Annotated in this window: 18 protein-coding genes; 7 read left to right on the top strand and 11 right to left on the bottom strand. The window is 73.9% G+C overall.

Going from position 1 to position 15,507, the window contains the following annotated elements:
* Positions 1-48 precede the first annotated feature (48 nt).
* Complete coding sequence (locus ACLQ14_RS02510; RefSeq protein ID WP_425809537.1) at positions 49-711, bottom strand: GNAT family N-acetyltransferase; 663 nt, start codon at positions 709-711, stop codon at positions 49-51.
* A gap of 90 nt (positions 712-801) precedes the next feature.
* Here ACLQ14_RS02510 and ACLQ14_RS02505 point away from each other — a divergent pair, with 90 nt between their 5' ends.
* Positions 802-1,155 carry an iron chaperone gene (locus ACLQ14_RS02505; RefSeq protein WP_425809535.1) on the top strand — a complete coding sequence of 118 codons (354 nt, stop codon included), beginning with the start codon at positions 802-804 and terminating at the stop codon, positions 1,153-1,155.
* A gap of 21 nt (positions 1,156-1,176) precedes the next feature.
* On the opposite strand, the gene ACLQ14_RS02500 is transcribed toward ACLQ14_RS02505, so the two are convergent.
* Positions 1,177-2,463 (bottom strand): amidohydrolase, encoded by a 1,287-nt coding sequence (locus ACLQ14_RS02500; protein WP_425809533.1) that lies wholly within the window; start codon positions 2,461-2,463, stop codon positions 1,177-1,179.
* Between the two features lie 110 nt (positions 2,464-2,573).
* Between ACLQ14_RS02500 and ACLQ14_RS02495 the strand changes: the two genes are divergently transcribed.
* Positions 2,574-2,921 carry a YciI family protein gene (locus tag ACLQ14_RS02495; RefSeq protein ID WP_425809531.1) on the top strand — a complete coding sequence of 116 codons (348 nt, stop codon included), beginning with the start codon at positions 2,574-2,576 and terminating at the stop codon, positions 2,919-2,921.
* Positions 2,918-4,237 carry an RNA polymerase sigma factor gene (locus ACLQ14_RS02490; RefSeq protein WP_425809529.1) on the top strand — a complete coding sequence of 440 codons (1,320 nt, stop codon included), beginning with the start codon at positions 2,918-2,920 and terminating at the stop codon, positions 4,235-4,237. Before ACLQ14_RS02495 ends, ACLQ14_RS02490 begins: the two co-directional genes overlap by 4 nt.
* Before the next feature lie 6 nt (positions 4,238-4,243).
* On the opposite strand, the gene ACLQ14_RS02485 is transcribed toward ACLQ14_RS02490, so the two are convergent.
* A complete protein-coding gene (locus ACLQ14_RS02485; RefSeq protein ID WP_425809527.1) occupies positions 4,244-5,104 on the bottom strand; it encodes a helix-turn-helix transcriptional regulator in 861 nt (286 codons plus the stop codon).
* 113 nt (positions 5,105-5,217) lie between these two features.
* Between ACLQ14_RS02485 and ACLQ14_RS02480 the strand changes: the two genes are divergently transcribed.
* Entirely contained in the window at positions 5,218-5,928 is a 711-nt protein-coding gene (locus tag ACLQ14_RS02480) for an SDR family NAD(P)-dependent oxidoreductase (protein ID WP_425809525.1), read from the top strand.
* Positions 5,929-5,947: 19 nt separating this feature from the next.
* Here the strand turns inward: ACLQ14_RS02480 and ACLQ14_RS02475 are convergent, their stop codons facing one another.
* Positions 5,948-6,808 carry a phosphotransferase gene (locus ACLQ14_RS02475; protein ID WP_425809523.1) on the bottom strand — a complete coding sequence of 287 codons (861 nt, stop codon included), beginning with the start codon at positions 6,806-6,808 and terminating at the stop codon, positions 5,948-5,950.
* A gap of 64 nt (positions 6,809-6,872) precedes the next feature.
* On the opposite strand from ACLQ14_RS02475, the gene ACLQ14_RS02470 reads away from it, so the two are divergent.
* Entirely contained in the window at positions 6,873-7,508 is a 636-nt protein-coding gene (locus ACLQ14_RS02470) for a hypothetical protein (RefSeq protein WP_425809521.1), read from the top strand.
* On the opposite strand, the gene ACLQ14_RS02465 is transcribed toward ACLQ14_RS02470, so the two are convergent.
* The 3 genes from ACLQ14_RS02465 to ACLQ14_RS02455 form a co-directional block, all read right to left on the bottom strand.
* A complete protein-coding gene (locus ACLQ14_RS02465; protein WP_425809519.1) occupies positions 7,502-8,335 on the bottom strand; it encodes a hypothetical protein in 834 nt (277 codons plus the stop codon). The two genes, ACLQ14_RS02470 and ACLQ14_RS02465, sit on opposite strands and share 7 nt — an antisense overlap.
* Positions 8,313-9,266: a hypothetical protein gene (locus ACLQ14_RS02460; RefSeq protein ID WP_425809517.1), complete on the bottom strand. Its 954-nt coding sequence runs from the start codon at positions 9,264-9,266 to the stop codon at positions 8,313-8,315. The genes ACLQ14_RS02465 and ACLQ14_RS02460 overlap by 23 nt, the downstream gene beginning before the upstream one ends.
* 65 nt (positions 9,267-9,331) lie before the next feature.
* A complete protein-coding gene (locus ACLQ14_RS02455) occupies positions 9,332-9,610 on the bottom strand; it encodes a hypothetical protein (RefSeq protein WP_425809515.1) in 279 nt (92 codons plus the stop codon).
* 313 nt (positions 9,611-9,923) lie between these two features.
* Here ACLQ14_RS02455 and ACLQ14_RS02450 point away from each other — a divergent pair, with 313 nt between their 5' ends.
* Entirely contained in the window at positions 9,924-10,541 is a 618-nt protein-coding gene (locus tag ACLQ14_RS02450; protein WP_425809513.1) for a hypothetical protein, read from the top strand.
* Here the strand turns inward: ACLQ14_RS02450 and ACLQ14_RS02445 are convergent.
* The 3 genes from ACLQ14_RS02445 to ACLQ14_RS02435 all read right to left on the bottom strand — a co-directional run bounded on the left by ACLQ14_RS02445 (position 10,525) and on the right by ACLQ14_RS02435 (position 13,286).
* Positions 10,525-10,830 (bottom strand): SHOCT domain-containing protein, encoded by a 306-nt coding sequence (locus ACLQ14_RS02445; protein WP_425809511.1) that lies wholly within the window; start codon positions 10,828-10,830, stop codon positions 10,525-10,527. The two genes, ACLQ14_RS02450 and ACLQ14_RS02445, sit on opposite strands and share 17 nt — an antisense overlap.
* 261 nt (positions 10,831-11,091) lie before the next feature.
* Positions 11,092-11,790, bottom strand: coding sequence for a response regulator (locus ACLQ14_RS02440; RefSeq protein ID WP_425809509.1), 699 nt, complete (start codon positions 11,788-11,790; stop codon positions 11,092-11,094).
* Positions 11,787-13,286, bottom strand: coding sequence for a sensor histidine kinase (locus ACLQ14_RS02435; protein WP_425809507.1), 1,500 nt, complete (start codon positions 13,284-13,286; stop codon positions 11,787-11,789). The genes ACLQ14_RS02440 and ACLQ14_RS02435 overlap by 4 nt, the downstream gene beginning before the upstream one ends.
* 114 nt (positions 13,287-13,400) lie before the next feature.
* Here ACLQ14_RS02435 and ACLQ14_RS02430 point away from each other — a divergent pair, with 114 nt between their 5' ends.
* The gene (locus ACLQ14_RS02430; protein ID WP_425809505.1) at positions 13,401-14,405 is read left to right on the top strand and encodes a 5'-3' exonuclease; all 1,005 of its coding nucleotides are present in this window, start codon (positions 13,401-13,403) and stop codon (positions 14,403-14,405) included.
* An 80-nt stretch (positions 14,406-14,485) separates the two neighbouring features.
* Here the strand turns inward: ACLQ14_RS02430 and ACLQ14_RS02425 are convergent, their stop codons facing one another.
* Entirely contained in the window at positions 14,486-15,499 is a 1,014-nt protein-coding gene (locus ACLQ14_RS02425; protein WP_425809503.1) for a LuxR C-terminal-related transcriptional regulator, read from the bottom strand.
* Between the last annotated feature and the right edge of the window lie 8 nt (positions 15,500-15,507).

Genomic DNA, 15,507 nt, shown 5'->3' with positions numbered 1-15,507 from the left:
GGCAGAACACCGAGGGCGGCGCGACCTGGTCGCGCCGCCCTCAGGCGTTCACGGGCGGGTGGCGCGGCCCAGGTAGGTGAGCGGCCCGGCGTCGGGGACGTCGATCACGTGGAAGCCGAGCGCGTCGTAGAACGGGCGCGCGCCCGTGTTGGCCGAGACCATTCCCACGTGGACGGCGCGCGCGCCGGCGTCCGCCGCGGCCGACGCGAAGGTCTCCAGCAGACGGCGGCCGAGGCCCCGGCCCTGGAAGCCGGGGAGCAGGTCGATGTGGAGGTGGGCCGGGTAGGGCGCGACCTCCGGGACGAGCAGCCGCTCGGGGTGCTCATGGAGATAGTGCATGACGTCGTCCGGGGTGGCGTCGTCGGTGAGCTCCGACGGGGCCGGCGCGTAGCGGCCCGCGATCGCGGGGATCCACTCGTCGCGGTACCGCTCGACGAAGCGCGGCGTGTCCGCGGTCCCGACCACGTAGCCCACGACGCGGGTGCCGTCGTCGACGACGAACGCCAGGTCGGGTTCGAGCGTCGCGTACGGGAGGGCGAACAGGTCGCCGACGAGCCGGTCGGAGGCGTACTGGCCGCGCGCGTCGCCGCCCGCGTCGGCGGTGCGGACGCAGACGTCGTAGAGGTCGTCGGCGTCGGACCGGCGGTAGGGCCGGAGGGTCGCCGGTGCGCGCGTCGTCGCGGCGGCCGGGGTCGGGGTCGGGGTGGTCACGCCGACGAGCCTTCCATGGGAGCGCTCCCACTACAAGGGGTGCGCGCCTCGTCGCGGGCGGCGGCGGACCACGCGGGCGACGATGGACCGATGGGGACCGTGGACGACTACCTCGCCGGCCTGTCCGACGACGACCGAGCCGTCGTCGGGCACGTGTACGACGTCGCGCGCGCCCGCGTGCCCGACGCGGCCCAGGGCGCCGGGTACGGCATGCCCGCGCTCGTCCTCGACGGCAAGCCCCTGCTCGCCGTGGTGCGCGCGAAGGCTCACGTCGGCATCTACCCGTTCAGCGCGGCCGCGGTCGAGGCCGTCGCCGGGCAGGTCGACGCCGTCGAGGGCAGCGGGCGCGCGAAGGGAACCGTGAGGTTCCACCCCGCGCACCCGCTGCCCGACGACGTCGTCACCGCGCTGGTCGACGCGCGCGCCGCCCAGATCCGGGGCTGAGCGCGGTCGGCACCCCGCGGGTCACGCGGTGAAGCGCTCCGAGCGCTCGGTGACGACGCCCGCGCCCCGGCCGCCGTCCGCGGACCCGTCCCAGCGGTAGACCTCGGCGCCGGTCACGAACACCTGCTCGGCGCGGCTGTTCACGTCGAGCGGGTCGCCGGACCACACGACGACGTCGCCGTCGAGGCCCGTGGCGAGCGCGCCGACCCGCGTGTCGAGACGCAGGAACGACGCCGGGTTCACGGTGAGCGCCTGCAGCGCGACGTCCCGGTCCAGGCCCTCCTTGACCGCGAGCGACGCCTGGTGGACGAGGAAGTTGATCGGCACGACGGGGTGGTCGGTCGTGATCGCGACGCGCACGCCGGCGCGGGCGAGGCGCCCGAGGTTCGCGATCGCGCGCTGCCGCAGCTCGACCTTGGAACGGCTCGTGAACATCGGGCCGAAGATCACGGGGACGTCGCGCTCGGCGAGCACGTCGGCGATCTCCGCGCCCTCGGTGCCGTGGTTGACGACGAGCCGGTAGCCGAACTCGTCCGCGAGGCGGAGCGCCGTCGCGATGTCGTCGGCGCGATGCGTGTGCTGGTCCCACGCGAGCTCGCCGTCGAGGACGCGGACGAGCGTCTCCTTGCCGAGGTCACGATCGAACGGCTCGCCCTTCGCCTCGGCCGCGTCCCGCTTCGCGCGGTAGTTCTGTGCGTCCACGAACGCCTTGCGGATCACGGCCGCGACCCCGAGGCGGGTGGCGGGCGTCTTCTTCTGGTCGCCGTAGACGCGCTTCGGGTTCTCCCCGAGCGCCGACTTCACCGACACCGACTCGGAGATGATCTGCTCGTCGACCGTCCGGCCGCCCCACGTCTTGATCGCGACGGTCTGGCCGCCGATCGGGTTGCCCGAGCCCGGCTTCACGACGACCGACGTCACGCCGCCGGCCAGCGCGTCGCGGAAGCCCTCCTCCTCGACGTTGATCCCGTCGAGCGCGCGCAGGTGCGAGCCGTTGGGGTCGGTCATCTCGTTGGTGTCGTTGCCGGCCCAGCCCTCGCCCTCCTCGTGGACGCCGACGTGGCCGTGCGACTCCACGAAGCCCGGGAGCACCCAGCGCCCACCGGCGTCGACGACGCGCACGCCGTCGGGGACCGTGACCTCCGACGACGTCCCCACGGCCTCGATCACGCCGTCGGTCACGAGGACGGTGCCGCCCTCGATCGGGGGCGAGGCGACGGGGACGACGTACGCGTTGGTGATGGCGACGCTGCCGCGGACGGTGGCGATCGGACGGGTGGCCGGACGGCTCTCGTGAGGGTTGCTCATGCGGTCCATCTTCACCCCGTTGTCGATTCCGCCCGTCCCCGCCCGACGTCAGGGAGCAGGGACAGCCGAACCAACCGACAACCGACCGACCGACCAGGGAGACTGCCACCATGGCCCAGTACGCGATCCTGATCTTCGACGACCCGACCGCGGGCGACTACACCCCCGAGCAGCAGGAGGCGAGCAAGCGTTACGCCGACGAGCTGGTCGCCTCGGGCGCGATGGTCACCGCGTTCGCGCTCCACGGCGCGGACACCGCGACGTCGCTGCGCAGCGACGTCGTGACCGACGGCCCGTTCGTCGACACCAAGGAGGTCGTCGCCGGCTTCTACGTCGTCGAGGCGGCCGACCTGGACGCGGCCCTCGACCTGGCGCGCGCCAACCCCGCGGTCGCGTGGGGGCGCGGCGGGCTCGAGGTCCGACCCGTCGGCGGCAGCATCGCCCCGGCCGCGGGGTGAGCACCGTCCCGGGCGGCTCCGCCCACGCCCCGGGCACGCCGGACGACGACGCACGCGCCGCCGTCGTCCGCGCGCACCGGGACGAGTGGGCGACCGTGCTCGCCGCGACGGCGCGGACCGCCCGGGACCTCGACCTCGCCGAGGAGTGCGTCCAGGAGGCGTACGCCTCGGCGCTCACCGGCTGGCCGCGCGACGGCGTCCCGCGCAACCCGGCCGCGTGGCTGACGACGGTCGCGCGCCGTCGGGCGCTCGACGTGATCCGCCGCGAGCAGGCGTTCCGGGTGCGGATGCCGCTGCTCGTCGAGGTGCCCGACGGCGTGGACCCGGCCGAGCTCGCGACGGCGGACCCCGCGGACCCCTGGGCCAGCGGAGAGCCCGACGACCTGCTCCGGCTCGTCTTCCTCTGCTGCCACCCGGCGCTCGCCCAGGAGGCGCAGCTCGCGCTCACGCTCCGGCTCGTGTGCGGGCTCGCCACCCCCGACGTCGCGCGGACGCTGCTCGTGTCGGAGACGACCATGGCCGCCCGGATCACGCGGGCCAAGAAGAAGATCGCGACGGCGCGGATCCCGTTCCGCACCCCGCGCGCGGCCGAGCTGCCCGAGCGGCTCCCGGCGGTGCTCGGCGTCGTGCACCTGCTGTTCACCGCCGGGCACACCGCGCCGTCGGGGCCGGAGCTCGTCCGCGGGGACGCGGCCGACCGCGCGCTCAGGCTCGCCCGGACGCTGCGGCGTCTCATGCCCGACGAGCCCGAGGTCGGCGGGCTGCTCGCCCTGATCCTGGCCACCGACGCCAGGCGCGCGACCCGCGTCGACGACGACGGCCACCTGGTCCGGCTCGAGGACCAGGACCGATCCCGCTGGGACCGCGACGCGCTGGCCGAGGCCGACGTGCTCGTCGTCGCCGCGCTGCGGTCCGGGCGCGCGGGACGCTACGTGCTTCAGGCCGCGATCGCGTCGCTCTACGCCGACGCCCCCACGTACGCGAAGACGGACTGGCCGCAGCTCGTGACGCTCTACGACCGGCTGCTCGAGCTGTGGCCCTCGCCGGTCGTCGCGCTGAACCGGACCGTTCCGCTCGCGGGGGCCCGCGGGCCTGCCGCTGCCCTCGCCGAGGTCGAGACGCTCGCCGCCGACCCCCGTCTCGAGCGTTACCCCTACCTGCCCGCCGTCCGCGCCGACCTGCTGCGCCGGCTCGACCGCCCCGACGACGCCGCCGCGGCGTACCGCGAGGCCCTCGCCCTCACGGCCAACGACGCCGAGCGCGCATTCCTCGCCGAGCGGCTCGCCGGGCTCGCGGCCGTGGGCGTCGAGCGTTGACGCACGTCAGGTCGCCACGCGCTGGGTGCCGAGCACGATCGCCAGCGCCAACCGCTCGGCGTCGTCGGTCCCGGGCTCGGCCGTGTACACGGTGATGAGCAGGTCGTCGCGGGCGACGGTCAGGTTGTCGCAGTCGAGCGTGATGAGGCCGACCGCGGGGTGGTCGATCACCTTGTGCCGCGCCCGGTCGAGGGTGTCGTCGATCTCGGCGGTGTCCCAGAGCTCACGGAACCGGGGGCTCGCGGCCTCGAGGTCGTCGACCAGGCTCCGCAGCGCGGCGTCGGCCGGGTAGCGGCTCGCGGTCAGCCGCAGCCCGGCGACGAGGCCCTCTTCGAAGGCGGCACGCTCGGCCGGGGAGTGGACCGCCCGGGTGCCGGGGCCTACGAGGTTGCGCCAGACGCCGTTGCGCTCGTTGCCCTGCCAGGCGGACGTGTCGCCCATGAGCGCGTCGTAGGGGGCGTTGGCGGTGAGGAAGGTGAACGCGGCGTCCTGCACGATCACGGGCGTGTGCGAGAAGCGGTCCAGGAGGCGCTGGATGCTCGGCGTGATCCGACCGGGCACGAGGCCCGAGCCCGGCGCGACGAGCCCCGCCAGCTCGAACAGGACGTCCCGCTCGCCGTCGGACAGCCGCAGCGCCCGCGCGAGTGCCTCGACGACCTGGCCCGACGGCGACACCGCGCGCCCCTGCTCGAGGCGGGTCAGGTAGTCGACCGAGATCCCGGCGAGGCCGGCGAGCTCCTCGCGCCGCAGGCCGACCGCACGCCGGCGGCTCCCGGCGGGGACGCCAACGGCCTCCGGGACGGTCCGGTCGCGCCACCGACGCACGGCGCTGCCGAAGTCCCACGCCTGCACGGCCCCAGCCTCCATGCCCCCCAGTCTGCGCCCGGTCCGCCCACGCGCACCGCGGCCGTCCTGGCCCTGACGGTCCTACGAAAAGCGGACGACTACCTGGCACCCGGCCCGCGGGGCAGCCTGGACGCATGACAACGACACTCATCACCGGGGCCAACAAGGGCCTCGGCAAGGCCACCGCCCGCCTGCTGCTCGCCGCGGGCCACACCGTCTGGATCGGCTCGCGGGACGAGGCCCGCGGCCGCGCCGCCGCCGCCGAGCTCGGCGCCCGCTTCGTCCAGCTCGACGTGACCGACGACGCCTCCGTCACGGCCGCCCTCGCGAAGATCGAGGCGGACGGCGGGCTCGACGTCCTCGTCAACAACGCCGGCATCGCGCTGCGCACCGGCGACGGCGGCGCCGAGGCGCTCGACGGACCGAGCGTCCTCGCGGTCTTCGACACCAACGCCGCGGGGATCGTCCGGGTCACCGAGGCCGGGCTGCCGCTGCTGCGCCGGTCGGACAACCCCGTGGTCGTGAACGTGTCGAGCGCGCTCGGGTCCTTCTGGGCCGTGCACGAGCCGTCGCGCCCGGCGTCGCGGTTCCCGTCGATCGTCTACGGCTCGAGCAAGGCCGCGGTCTCGATGATCACGGTGCAGTACTCGCGCGCGGTGCCCGAGGTGAAGTTCAACGCCGTCGAGCCGGGCATCACGGCGACCGAGCTCGGCGGGGGCGGCGTCGAGAACCACCCCGGCCGGTCCGTCGACGTGAGCGCCGAGGTCGTGGCGCGCCTCGCGACGATCGGCCCCGACGGCCCGACCGGGACCTTCCAGGAGGACGCCGGCGAGCTCGGCTGGTGAGTCGGGCGCGCGGCGCGCGTCAGCGGGCGCACGCCGCGCACGCCGAACGGAGGGCGGCGCCGTTCGCTTCTATCCATGCCCGACGGCGCAGGATCACGTCTCCCACGCCCTCGTCCCACATCCGGGCCCAGCCGCCCCCGAGGGTCACCGCGCGGTGGCGCATGAGGAACCACGCCCGGGCCGTCCGGGCGAGGACGACGTCGACGACGCGCGCACGGTCGGAGTCCGAGGCCCCGTAGGCGTCGAGGACGAGCCGGGCGCGGGCCGCCACGTCGACGTCCCGCAGCAGCGGGTCGCGGTCGGCCGGGTCGAAGAGCGGCGCCCACCACAGCAGGAGGTTGGCGAGCTCGTCGACGCGGGTCGCCGGGCCGGCGAGGTCGAAGTCGATGAGCGCGACCGCCCGGCCGTCCCGGAAGACCACGTTCTCCGGCGTGATGTCGAGGTGCCCGACGATCTCCGGCTCACCCACGGGCGCGGGCGGCGTGCCCGGCGGGTCCGCGGCGATCCCGCGGTCCGGTCGGACGCCGTCGGGCGGGACGAAGGTGGTGGTGGCGTCGTCGTACCGGCGCACGAGCTCGGCCACGGACACCAGCCGGCCCTCGTCCGCGATCCAGTCCGGGCGCGGACGCCCTGCGACCTCTCCCTCGACGAACGTGAGCGTCTCGCGGCCCTTCTCGTCGAGACCCAGGAACCGGGGTGCGCCGTCGAAGCCGACACCCTCGAGGTGGCGCAGCAGCGCGTGCACGAACGGCGAGTTCCGGTTCGTCGGACGGCGCACTGTCCCGCTGACGCGCACGACCCCGACGGTCACGTCCCCGCCGGGCAGCAGGATCTCGGTCTCGTCCGGGTCGGTCGCGGGATCAGGGGCTCGCTCGGTCACCCCGCGACCCTACGCGGAGCGTGTACCGAACATGACGGTTGGTAGCCGGCCCTACGATCGGCGCATGACTGAGGCGGCAGTTGGCATCCGTGTCTTCGAGCACGACCTGCCCGACGAACTGGCCGCAGCGGTGCGAGCCGCAGGGGTCGCGGCGTGGGACACGGAGACATCGGGCCTCGACCCGCGGGTCGATCGGCTTCACCTCTGCCAGATCTTCGCACCGTCGATCGGGGCGCTCCTCGTCCGGGTCGACGACCGGAGACCGGATCGGCTCTGCGAGCTGCTGTCCGACCCGGACGTCCTCAAGGTCATGCACCATGCGCCCTTCGACCTCGCGTTCATGCGGGCGTCCTGGGGGGTGGACGCTCGAGCCGTGCGATGCACCAAGATCGCTTCGAAGCTGGTGGCCCCAGGAGCTCCGGCAACCACGCACAGCCTGGCCGCACAGGTGCGGTCGCGACTAGGTATCGAGCTGAACAAGGGTGCCGTGAGGACGAGCGACTGGGGGGCGGAGGAACTCTCGTCCCAGCAGATCCGCTACGCGAGCGAGGACGTGGTCCATCTCCTCGACCTGTACCAGCTGCTGGTTGGTGAGCTCGACGCCCAAGGCCTTGCCGCGCTCTTCACCAAGTGCTGCGAGTTCTTGTCCACACGCACCGTCGTCGCTGCGCTGGGTATCGACGACGTCTTTGCCTACTGATCCGACGCCGGAATCTCGCGCCACTCCGGCCCAGAGAAGAACTCGAAGCCCTCCGCGCCCTCGGCACGTAGTTCGGCCAGCACGCGAAGGTGTGGGGACGCCTCAGCGCCGTTGACCCGGAGGACGCGGGCCTCGACGGTGGTGACCTCTTGGAGTCGACGGACCTCATGAACGAGGAAGTCCGGGACCCAACCGAGAGGGCTCCGGGCGTCACCCACAACGAGGAGCGCCTCCGGGTTCACCAGATTCTCGGGTTGCGACAGCAGGTGCACCTCTGTGCCCGCCTCGAGGGCCGACAGCATCGCTTCGTACTCCATCAGCGACATCAGAACCGGCTCGCCGTCGACCACGAACTCCTGGCCGGGTACGTGGCGAGTTCCGTGAACGAGGAAGGCGCACCGGACGGACCCGCCGACGACGCTGGGCACCGGAAAGAGCTGCAGCCGGTCAACAGCACGACTGCCTTGCGAACGCGCCAACTGCTCCCACGGCTCGAAGTCCTCAGGGTTCAGTCCCAGCTCGGTGACGTACCGCGCATAGTCCGGGCGCCGCGAGCTCATGACCCTCTGGGCGAAGAGGTGGAAGAGCTCCGAGCTGTGATAGCGCTGGTCGAAGTCGCGAAAGCCGAGGAGCGGACGGAAGCCGTCGATCTCACGGACTGACTCGAGGTAGGCGAACGTGTAGTCACGCTCAGTACGCGTGAGAACGCCAACGGGCAGGATGGCTCGACTGTCCGGGTGTTGCCACGCGACGATCATGCGCTGCGGGCTCGGGGCCGCGGGACCCTCGTGCCGGGTCGGCGCATCAAGCGTCGTGACCGCACTCATGGCGGATCCTCCTTGCGTTCTCCTCGACCAGCCGAACGACAAACGTACGTGTCGCCACTGACATCACTGGAACCCTTTGAATGACGTTACGCGCCTCCATGACCGGAAGTGCGGAGCAGGCGATCCGCCAGTGCCGCCGACCCTCAGCCGTGCAGAGCTCGATGGCCTGGGCGGCCAAGGTCACGAGACTCGGGATGGTGGCCTTCCCCTCGTTCTTGAAGGGAGTCGCACGCCCCCCTCTCGCAAACCGCTGGATCGCGTCGTCGTCCGCAGCCCACGCCGCGCGCTGCTCCTCCATGAGCCCGACGCCGAACGCGCTCCCGTGGTCGAACGTCGGGCTGAGCATCCGGGACGCCCTGAGCCCGATCGTCGGTTCGAGGACCGCCCAGTTCTGGTCGTGCCGGTCTGCGTTGCCGATCCACGCGTCGAGAACGAGGTAGCCGGTGAAGATGTCGAAGGCCGCCAGGCCCGCAGGCCCGCCCGTCGGTGGATCGACGTTCGCGAGAGCGGCAGCGATGTTGACGAGCGAGTGCCCCGGACGACTCTGCTTCTCGCTCTTCGGGAGCCCCTTCGACGGCCGGAACCCGGGGGCTCCGACGTCAAGCAGCTGATCCGCTCCGTCACGAAGGTCGTACGCGGACGTCGCATCGACACGCACGTCGCGCGACACCGAACCTTCCTTCCCGCCCCGAACGGCGAGCTCGACCTCCGCATGGGGAAGCGCCAGGAGCCCTGCGATCTCGGCTGCGACCTTCTCGGCCCAGTCCAGTCCGATCCGGGCCTCGTCCGCCCGGAATCGGACCGGCTTGAAGAGCCACTGCACGCCATCCGGATCTTTGAGCCACTCCTTGGCCTCGGCCCCCACTTGCTCCTCGCGTACGACGGGCCAGCGGGAGACGTCGAGGCGCCGGAACGACGCGAGACCTGCCACGACAGCACGCTACCGATCCAGGGCACGAGGGACGGGAAGACGCGCCACAGCATCAGGCCCTGTGCTCACCCCTGCCCCTGGTCGTAGACGAGCCAGCGCGACGTCGGGGTGTCGCGCTGCAGCTCGATCCCCCAAGTCACGGCGCCCGGGCCGATCGTCCCGTCCTGGCCCCGCGCCTCGAACCTCACGACGACGTCCGCCACGAGGTCCGAGTCCCGCCCCGTCATCTCGGTGACAACGTCGCCCGTGAGGACCTTCACGATCGTCGGGTTCCCGAAGCCTCCACGCGGCCCGAGCCCGAAAAGGCTCCTCTTGAGCCACGCCTGCTCCACGCCGTCGAACATCGCCGGCCTCGTGACCGCGGAGCACGCGCTCGCCGTCGGCGTTCGCGGCGTCCAGGTACGCCTGGACGACCTGGCCCGGCGGGGCGTCGTCGGGCGGGAGAGCGACGTCGGGTCCGCGGTCCGAGGACCACCGCGCCCCCAGCGCGAACGCCAGCGCACCCGCACCGGAAGCGCCGACGACGCGCCACGCCCTCCGTGCCACGCGGTGGAACCTATCCGACGTCCCGACCTGCACCCCGCGACCCGCCCGTCAGCGCGGCCACCAAGGAGCGCAGGCGCATGCCATCATGAGCGCCCGACAGGAGGAGCGCCCATGGGCACGACGCGCGGCCGCCACCGCGAGGCGATGTCCCCACACGCCCGACGGCGGCGCGACCGCCGGGAGATCGGCGTCCTGGTCTGCCAGGGTGCCGCCATCCTCGGCGGGGTGGCCGCGTTCGCGGGTCTCGCGATCTGGTGGACCGACGACGCCGACGAGGGCCGCGCGCACGAGCTCGCTGCGTCGGGCGTCACGACGACGGCGCACGACGCCGAGATCTACCACGCCGAGAGCTGCAAGTCCTGCTCCGGCACGGACTCCGTCCGCGCCGTCGTCGAGCTCTCCTCCGGCCCCGAACGCCTGCGCCTCCACGGGGTCTTCCCCGACACCGACGGCATCCCGGAAGGTGAGTGGGGGGCCGCCCCGACCGGCAGCCCCTACCGCGGGACGTTCGACGTCGCGTACCTGCCGTCCGACCCGAGCGTCGTGATGGCGATCCCGGACCTCGTGGACGCGGCGTCGGGCGCCGAGGTGCGCGACGACCTGATCGTCGTCGGGGTCGGCGGAGCCGTGCTCGTCGCGGCCGGTGCCGGCTTCGTCGCCCTGCGGCTGACGGAGACCCGCGCCCCGGCCCACCGACGAGCACGGCCCTCGCTCACTGCTGACGCGTGAGCACCTCGAGCCTGGCGCGGTACTCGGCCTCGTCGATCTCTCCGCGGGCGTAGCGCTCGCCGAGGACCGAGATCGCCGTCTGGTTCCCCCGCGCCCACGGCGGACCGTACGCGCCGCCGGACTGCCAGCGGCGGCGTGCGCCGCGCGCCACCAGGAACACGATCGACGCGAACAGCAGGAACCAGAGCAGCGGGAAGATGAACCACCAGCCGAAGCCGGGCCCGCCTCCGCCGTTCCAGTAGGGGTGCGCGACCACGGCCGCGTGGGCCGGGACGAGTGCGCTGAGCATGATGACCTCCTCCGTCACGCCGGAACTCTCTTCGGGTCCCGACGACGGCCGCTTCGGCCGCACCCTCACCGTCGCCCGCCGGGGGTGGCCGGGTCGTCCCCCGAGGGTTGGCGACCTCGTACCCCCGTGGTGCCGACGTAGCGCGACCCACCTACACAGCACTGCTCCCGGGCACCAGCCCCGCGCCTCTTCGTCCCGATGCGTACCGTTTCGCGCCATGGAGCGCGCTGGGTCGTGTAGGTCAGTCGCGCTACGAGCAGGTCAGTCGGTCCAGCCCGGCCGGACGAGCCCCGCCTCGTAGGCGAGCACGACGAGCTGCGCGCGGTCCCGCGCCCCGAGCTTGGTCATCGTCCGCGACACGTGCGTCTTGACCGTCGACTCCGACAGGTACAAGGTCCGCGCGATCTCGTCGTTCGACAGCCCGCGCGCCACCTCGACGAGCACCTCGCGCTCGCGCGGCGTCAGGTCGTCGAGCCCGGGCGGCGACGCGACGGGGCGCGTGGCGTCGGCGACCCGCGCGAGCAGGCGCCGCGTCACCGTCGGCGACAGTAGCGCGTCGCCGTGCGCCGCGACGCGGACCGCCCGGACGAGGTCGGCCGGCTCGGTGTCCTTGACGAGGAACCCGCTCGCGCCCGACCGGATCGCCTCGGCCACGTACTCGTCGAGCTCGAACGTCGTCACGACCACCACGTGCGTGCCCGACGCCGCCGGGTCGGCCACGATCCGCCGCGTCGCCTCGAGCCCGTCGAGCCCGGGCATGCGGATGTCCATGAGCACGACGTCGGGCCGCAGGTCGTGCGTCAGGCGCACCGCGTCGTCGCCGGTGGACGCCTCCCCGACGACCGTCATGTCGGGCTCCGAGTCGACGAGCGCCCGGAACCCGCCCCGGACCAGAGCCTGGTCGTCGGCCAGCAGCACCCGGATTGCGCCGTCGTCGGGCACCTCCACACCCCCGCTCATCTGTCCTCCCCTCCCGAACTGTCAGAAGCTCGTGAGTCCCGAGGCTCACCTGGTTCTGACAACTCGCCGGCGACTGCGCTCACGTCAGAAGCTCGTAAGCCTCGGGACTCACCACGTTCTGACGGCTCCAGGGCAAGGGGGACGCGGGCCTCGACCTCGAACCCCCGCCGCCCATCGTCGCGCGCACCTGCCCGCACGACGCCGCCCGCCGCCTCGACCCGCTCGCGCATCCCCCGCAGCCCGTACCCCGCCGCCGGCTCCGCGTCCCCCGCGCCCGACGACGCAGCCTCGCCCCCCGCACCAGGCCCCGGTCCGTCGTCGCTCACGCGGACAACGAGCGCCCCGTCACCCGAGGGGTCCGCCGCGAGCCGCACCTCGACGCGCGTGGCCCCGGTCGCGTGCCGGCGCGCGTTCGTCAGCGACTCCTGGACCACGCGGAACACGACGCCCGCCACGTGCGGCGGGACCTGGGCGCGCGCGGCCGGCGACAGCGCGTCGTCGAGCGTCGCGACGGGCCCCCCGGGCACGGTGAACTCGTCGACCAGGCGCGGGAGCGCGTCGAGCGTCCACGACGGGGTCCGGGGCGCGGCACCGAGCCCCGCGCCGCCCGGGGTGTCGCCCGCTGGCTGGCCCGCCACCGGCTCCCCACCCGGCCCGGCCCCCGGCGTCACCGGTCCGCCCGCGGGGGCGCCGTCGTCGGACCGGACGATCCCGAGGACCGCGCGGACCTCGTCGAGCGCCTCGATGCTCGTGGAGCGGATCTGCGTCAGCGCGGAGCGGGCCTGCTCGACGTCGCGGTCCAGGAGGTGCAGCCCGACGCCGGCCTGCACGGAGATGCCCGAGAGGGAGTGGGCGAGGACGTCGTGGAGCTCGCGCGCGATGCGGAGGCGCTCGGCGGTCACGGCGTCGTGCTCGCGGCGGCCCGCGGCCTCGCGGGCGCGGGCGCGGCGCTCCGCCATGCGGTCGTACCGCCCCCGCAGCCCGCCCGCGAGCAGGAGCAGCACGCACGACCACGCCAGCCCGCCCGCCACCCCCGCCGGCCCGGGGAACGCCTCGTCCCGCGCGGTGAACGCGAGCGGCACCGTGACGGCGAGGGCCGCGAGGCCCGACCACGCCGCGACCCGTCCCGACCGCGCGGGCCCGCTCAGCACCAGCCCGACGAGCACGCCCTCCGTCGAGACGAACACCGGCCCGAGCGGGTAGCCCGCGAGGACGTACGCGGTCAGCGCCGCCACCGTCACGACGACGGCGGTCACCCGCCGGCGCAGCCCGAGCGCCACGACCAGCGGCGCGACGAGCAGCAGGAGGACCGCGCCGGCGTCGAGGGGCCGGGCGGCGGGCATGAACCGGTCCGACATGAACCGGTGCGACGCGCCGGCCGTCCCGACGAGCGCCAGGAACCCGAGCGTGAACGCGAGGAACAGGCGGGGACGACGGCGGTCGAGCGGTCCGAGCGTCGTCGGGGCGCCCGCGCTCGTCGTGCCCGCGGCGGTCATCCGACCACGGTATGCGGGGACGCCGCGCGGCGCGTCGGTCCTGGGTCGCACCCCGACCGGTACCCGGGTGCCGGGTGGGTCGTGGTGTCAGCACCCACCGGGCAGGATGGGCGCATGCCCTCGACCCCCGGCCGCCTGCTCCTCCTCGACACCGCGAGCCTGTACTTCCGCGCGTACTTCGGGGTTCCGGACTCGCTCCGCGCCCCCGACGGCACCCCCGTCAACGCGGTGCGGGGCCTGCTCGACATGATCGCGACGCTCGTGACGGACCACCGGCCGACCCGCCTCGTCGCCTGCTGGGACGACGACTGGCGCCCGGCGTTCCGGGTCGCGGCGATCCCGTCGTACAAGGCGCACCGGGTGGTCTCCGAGGTTGCAGCGGAGGTCGCCGGGCCGGACGGCCCCCAGTGGGTCGAGGAGGTGCCGCCCGCGCTGGTCGCGCAGGTCCCCGTGATCGTCGACGTGCTCGCGGCGCTCGGGATCGCGCGCGTCGGGGCGCCCGGCTTCGAGGCCGACGACGTGATCGGCACGCTCACGGCCCGCGAGGTCGCGAAGCCGGCCGCCGAACGCGACCGCGTCGACGTGGTGACGGGTGACCGCGACCTGTTCCAGCTCGTCGACGACGACGCCGGCGTCCGCATCCTCTACCCCGTCAAGGGCATCAAGAACCTCCTGACGGTCGACCAGGCGGTGCTCCACGACAAGTACGGCGTGCCCACCGGCGCCGCGTACGCCGACATGGCGACCCTGCGCGGCGACCCGTCGGACGGGCTGCCCGGCGTCGTCGGGATCGGCGAGAAGACGGCCGCCACGCTCATCGCCCGGTACGGCACCCTCGACGGGATCCTCGCCGCCCGGGACTCCACCGACCCCGGCCTCACCGCCACGCAGCGGCGCCGCCTCGTCGAGGCGTCCGACTACCTCGACGTCGCCCCCGTCGTCGTCCAGGTGGTCCGCTCCGCGCCCGTGACGCTGCCCTCCCCCACCGCGCAACGCCCCGTGCCCGACGACGTCCCTTCCGCGCCCGCGGACCCCGAGGCGCTCGCGGCGCTCGTCGAGCGGTGGGGGCTGGCGTCGAGCGTGCGTCGTGTGACGGAGGCGTTCGCCGGCCGGGCCTGAGCACCGCCCGCGGGCTCAGCGCGACGCCCCGCGAGGACGGCGGTCGGCGCCAGGCCGGACTCGACACGTGCTGAGGCCTGTCAGACCCAGCCCCGGCGGCCGACCTCCAGACCGAGCTGGAGCCGGCTCTCCACGCCGGCCTGGTTCATCAGCTCGCGCACCCGCCGCTGCACGGTGCGCAGCGAGAGCCCGAGCTGGGTCGCCACCCCACGGTCGGTGAGCCCGGAGAGCAGCAGCTGGAGGACCTTGGAGTCCAGCGGGTCCAGGGCGCCGTGGTCGATCTCGCTCGGCCCGTCGGGGGTCATCGACAACGACCTCGCTCCGCGCCAGACCTCCTCGAAGAGCGTGACCAGCGCGTCGAGCAGGCTGCTGCGGTGCACCAGCAGCGCACCGACACCGGCGTCGTCGGCACGAGCGCCCGGCACGGCCGCGCCCTCGGCGGCCGGACCCTCGGCGGCCGCCATCGGCACCAGCGCGAGCCGGCGGTCGACGACGAGCATCCGGAGCGGCAGCTCTCGGGCGAGCCGGACCTCCTCACCGGCGGCCAACGACGCTTCGGCCTCGGCCAGGAATCCCGGTCGGTCCAGCAACGACCGCTCCACCACCACGCGGTAGCCGACCCCGCGCGCGACGGCGTCGTCCTCCTCGCGGTTGTCCTCCGCCGAGACGGCGACGACGCCTGCCCTGACGAACGCGAGCACCTCCTCACGAGCGGCACCGTGCAGCTGCCGGAACCGCTGCGCGACCGCGTCCCGTCCGCTGACCACGTCGATCACGTCGGCGAGGTCCCGGCCCGGCGAGCCGCGGTACGCCTGGGACAGCCGACCGAGCTCGAGCTGGAGTCCGCGGAGCTCCTCCTGACGCTCCATGACCATCGCGCCGAGCGCGAGGTCCGGCGGGGAGGCGACGAAGCGGCCCGGCACCGCCGACCTGGCGACCAGCCCCCTGGACTCCAGACCGCTCAGCAGCATCGCGGCGTGCGACTGCTCGACCGCCATCAGCAGCGCCAGCTCGTGGGTGCTGCACGACGGTCGCTCCACCATCAGCCGGTACGCCGTCGACTCGTCGGTCCCGAGCCCCGGAAGATCCCTCATCGCCGCTC

The organism is Luteimicrobium sp. DT211 (assembly GCF_049844995.1).
Taxonomy (GTDB): Bacteria; Actinomycetota; Actinomycetes; order Actinomycetales; family Cellulomonadaceae; genus Luteimicrobium.
The sequence above is the reverse complement of the archived record's forward strand: the minus strand, read 5'-3'. Positions and strand labels throughout refer to the sequence as shown.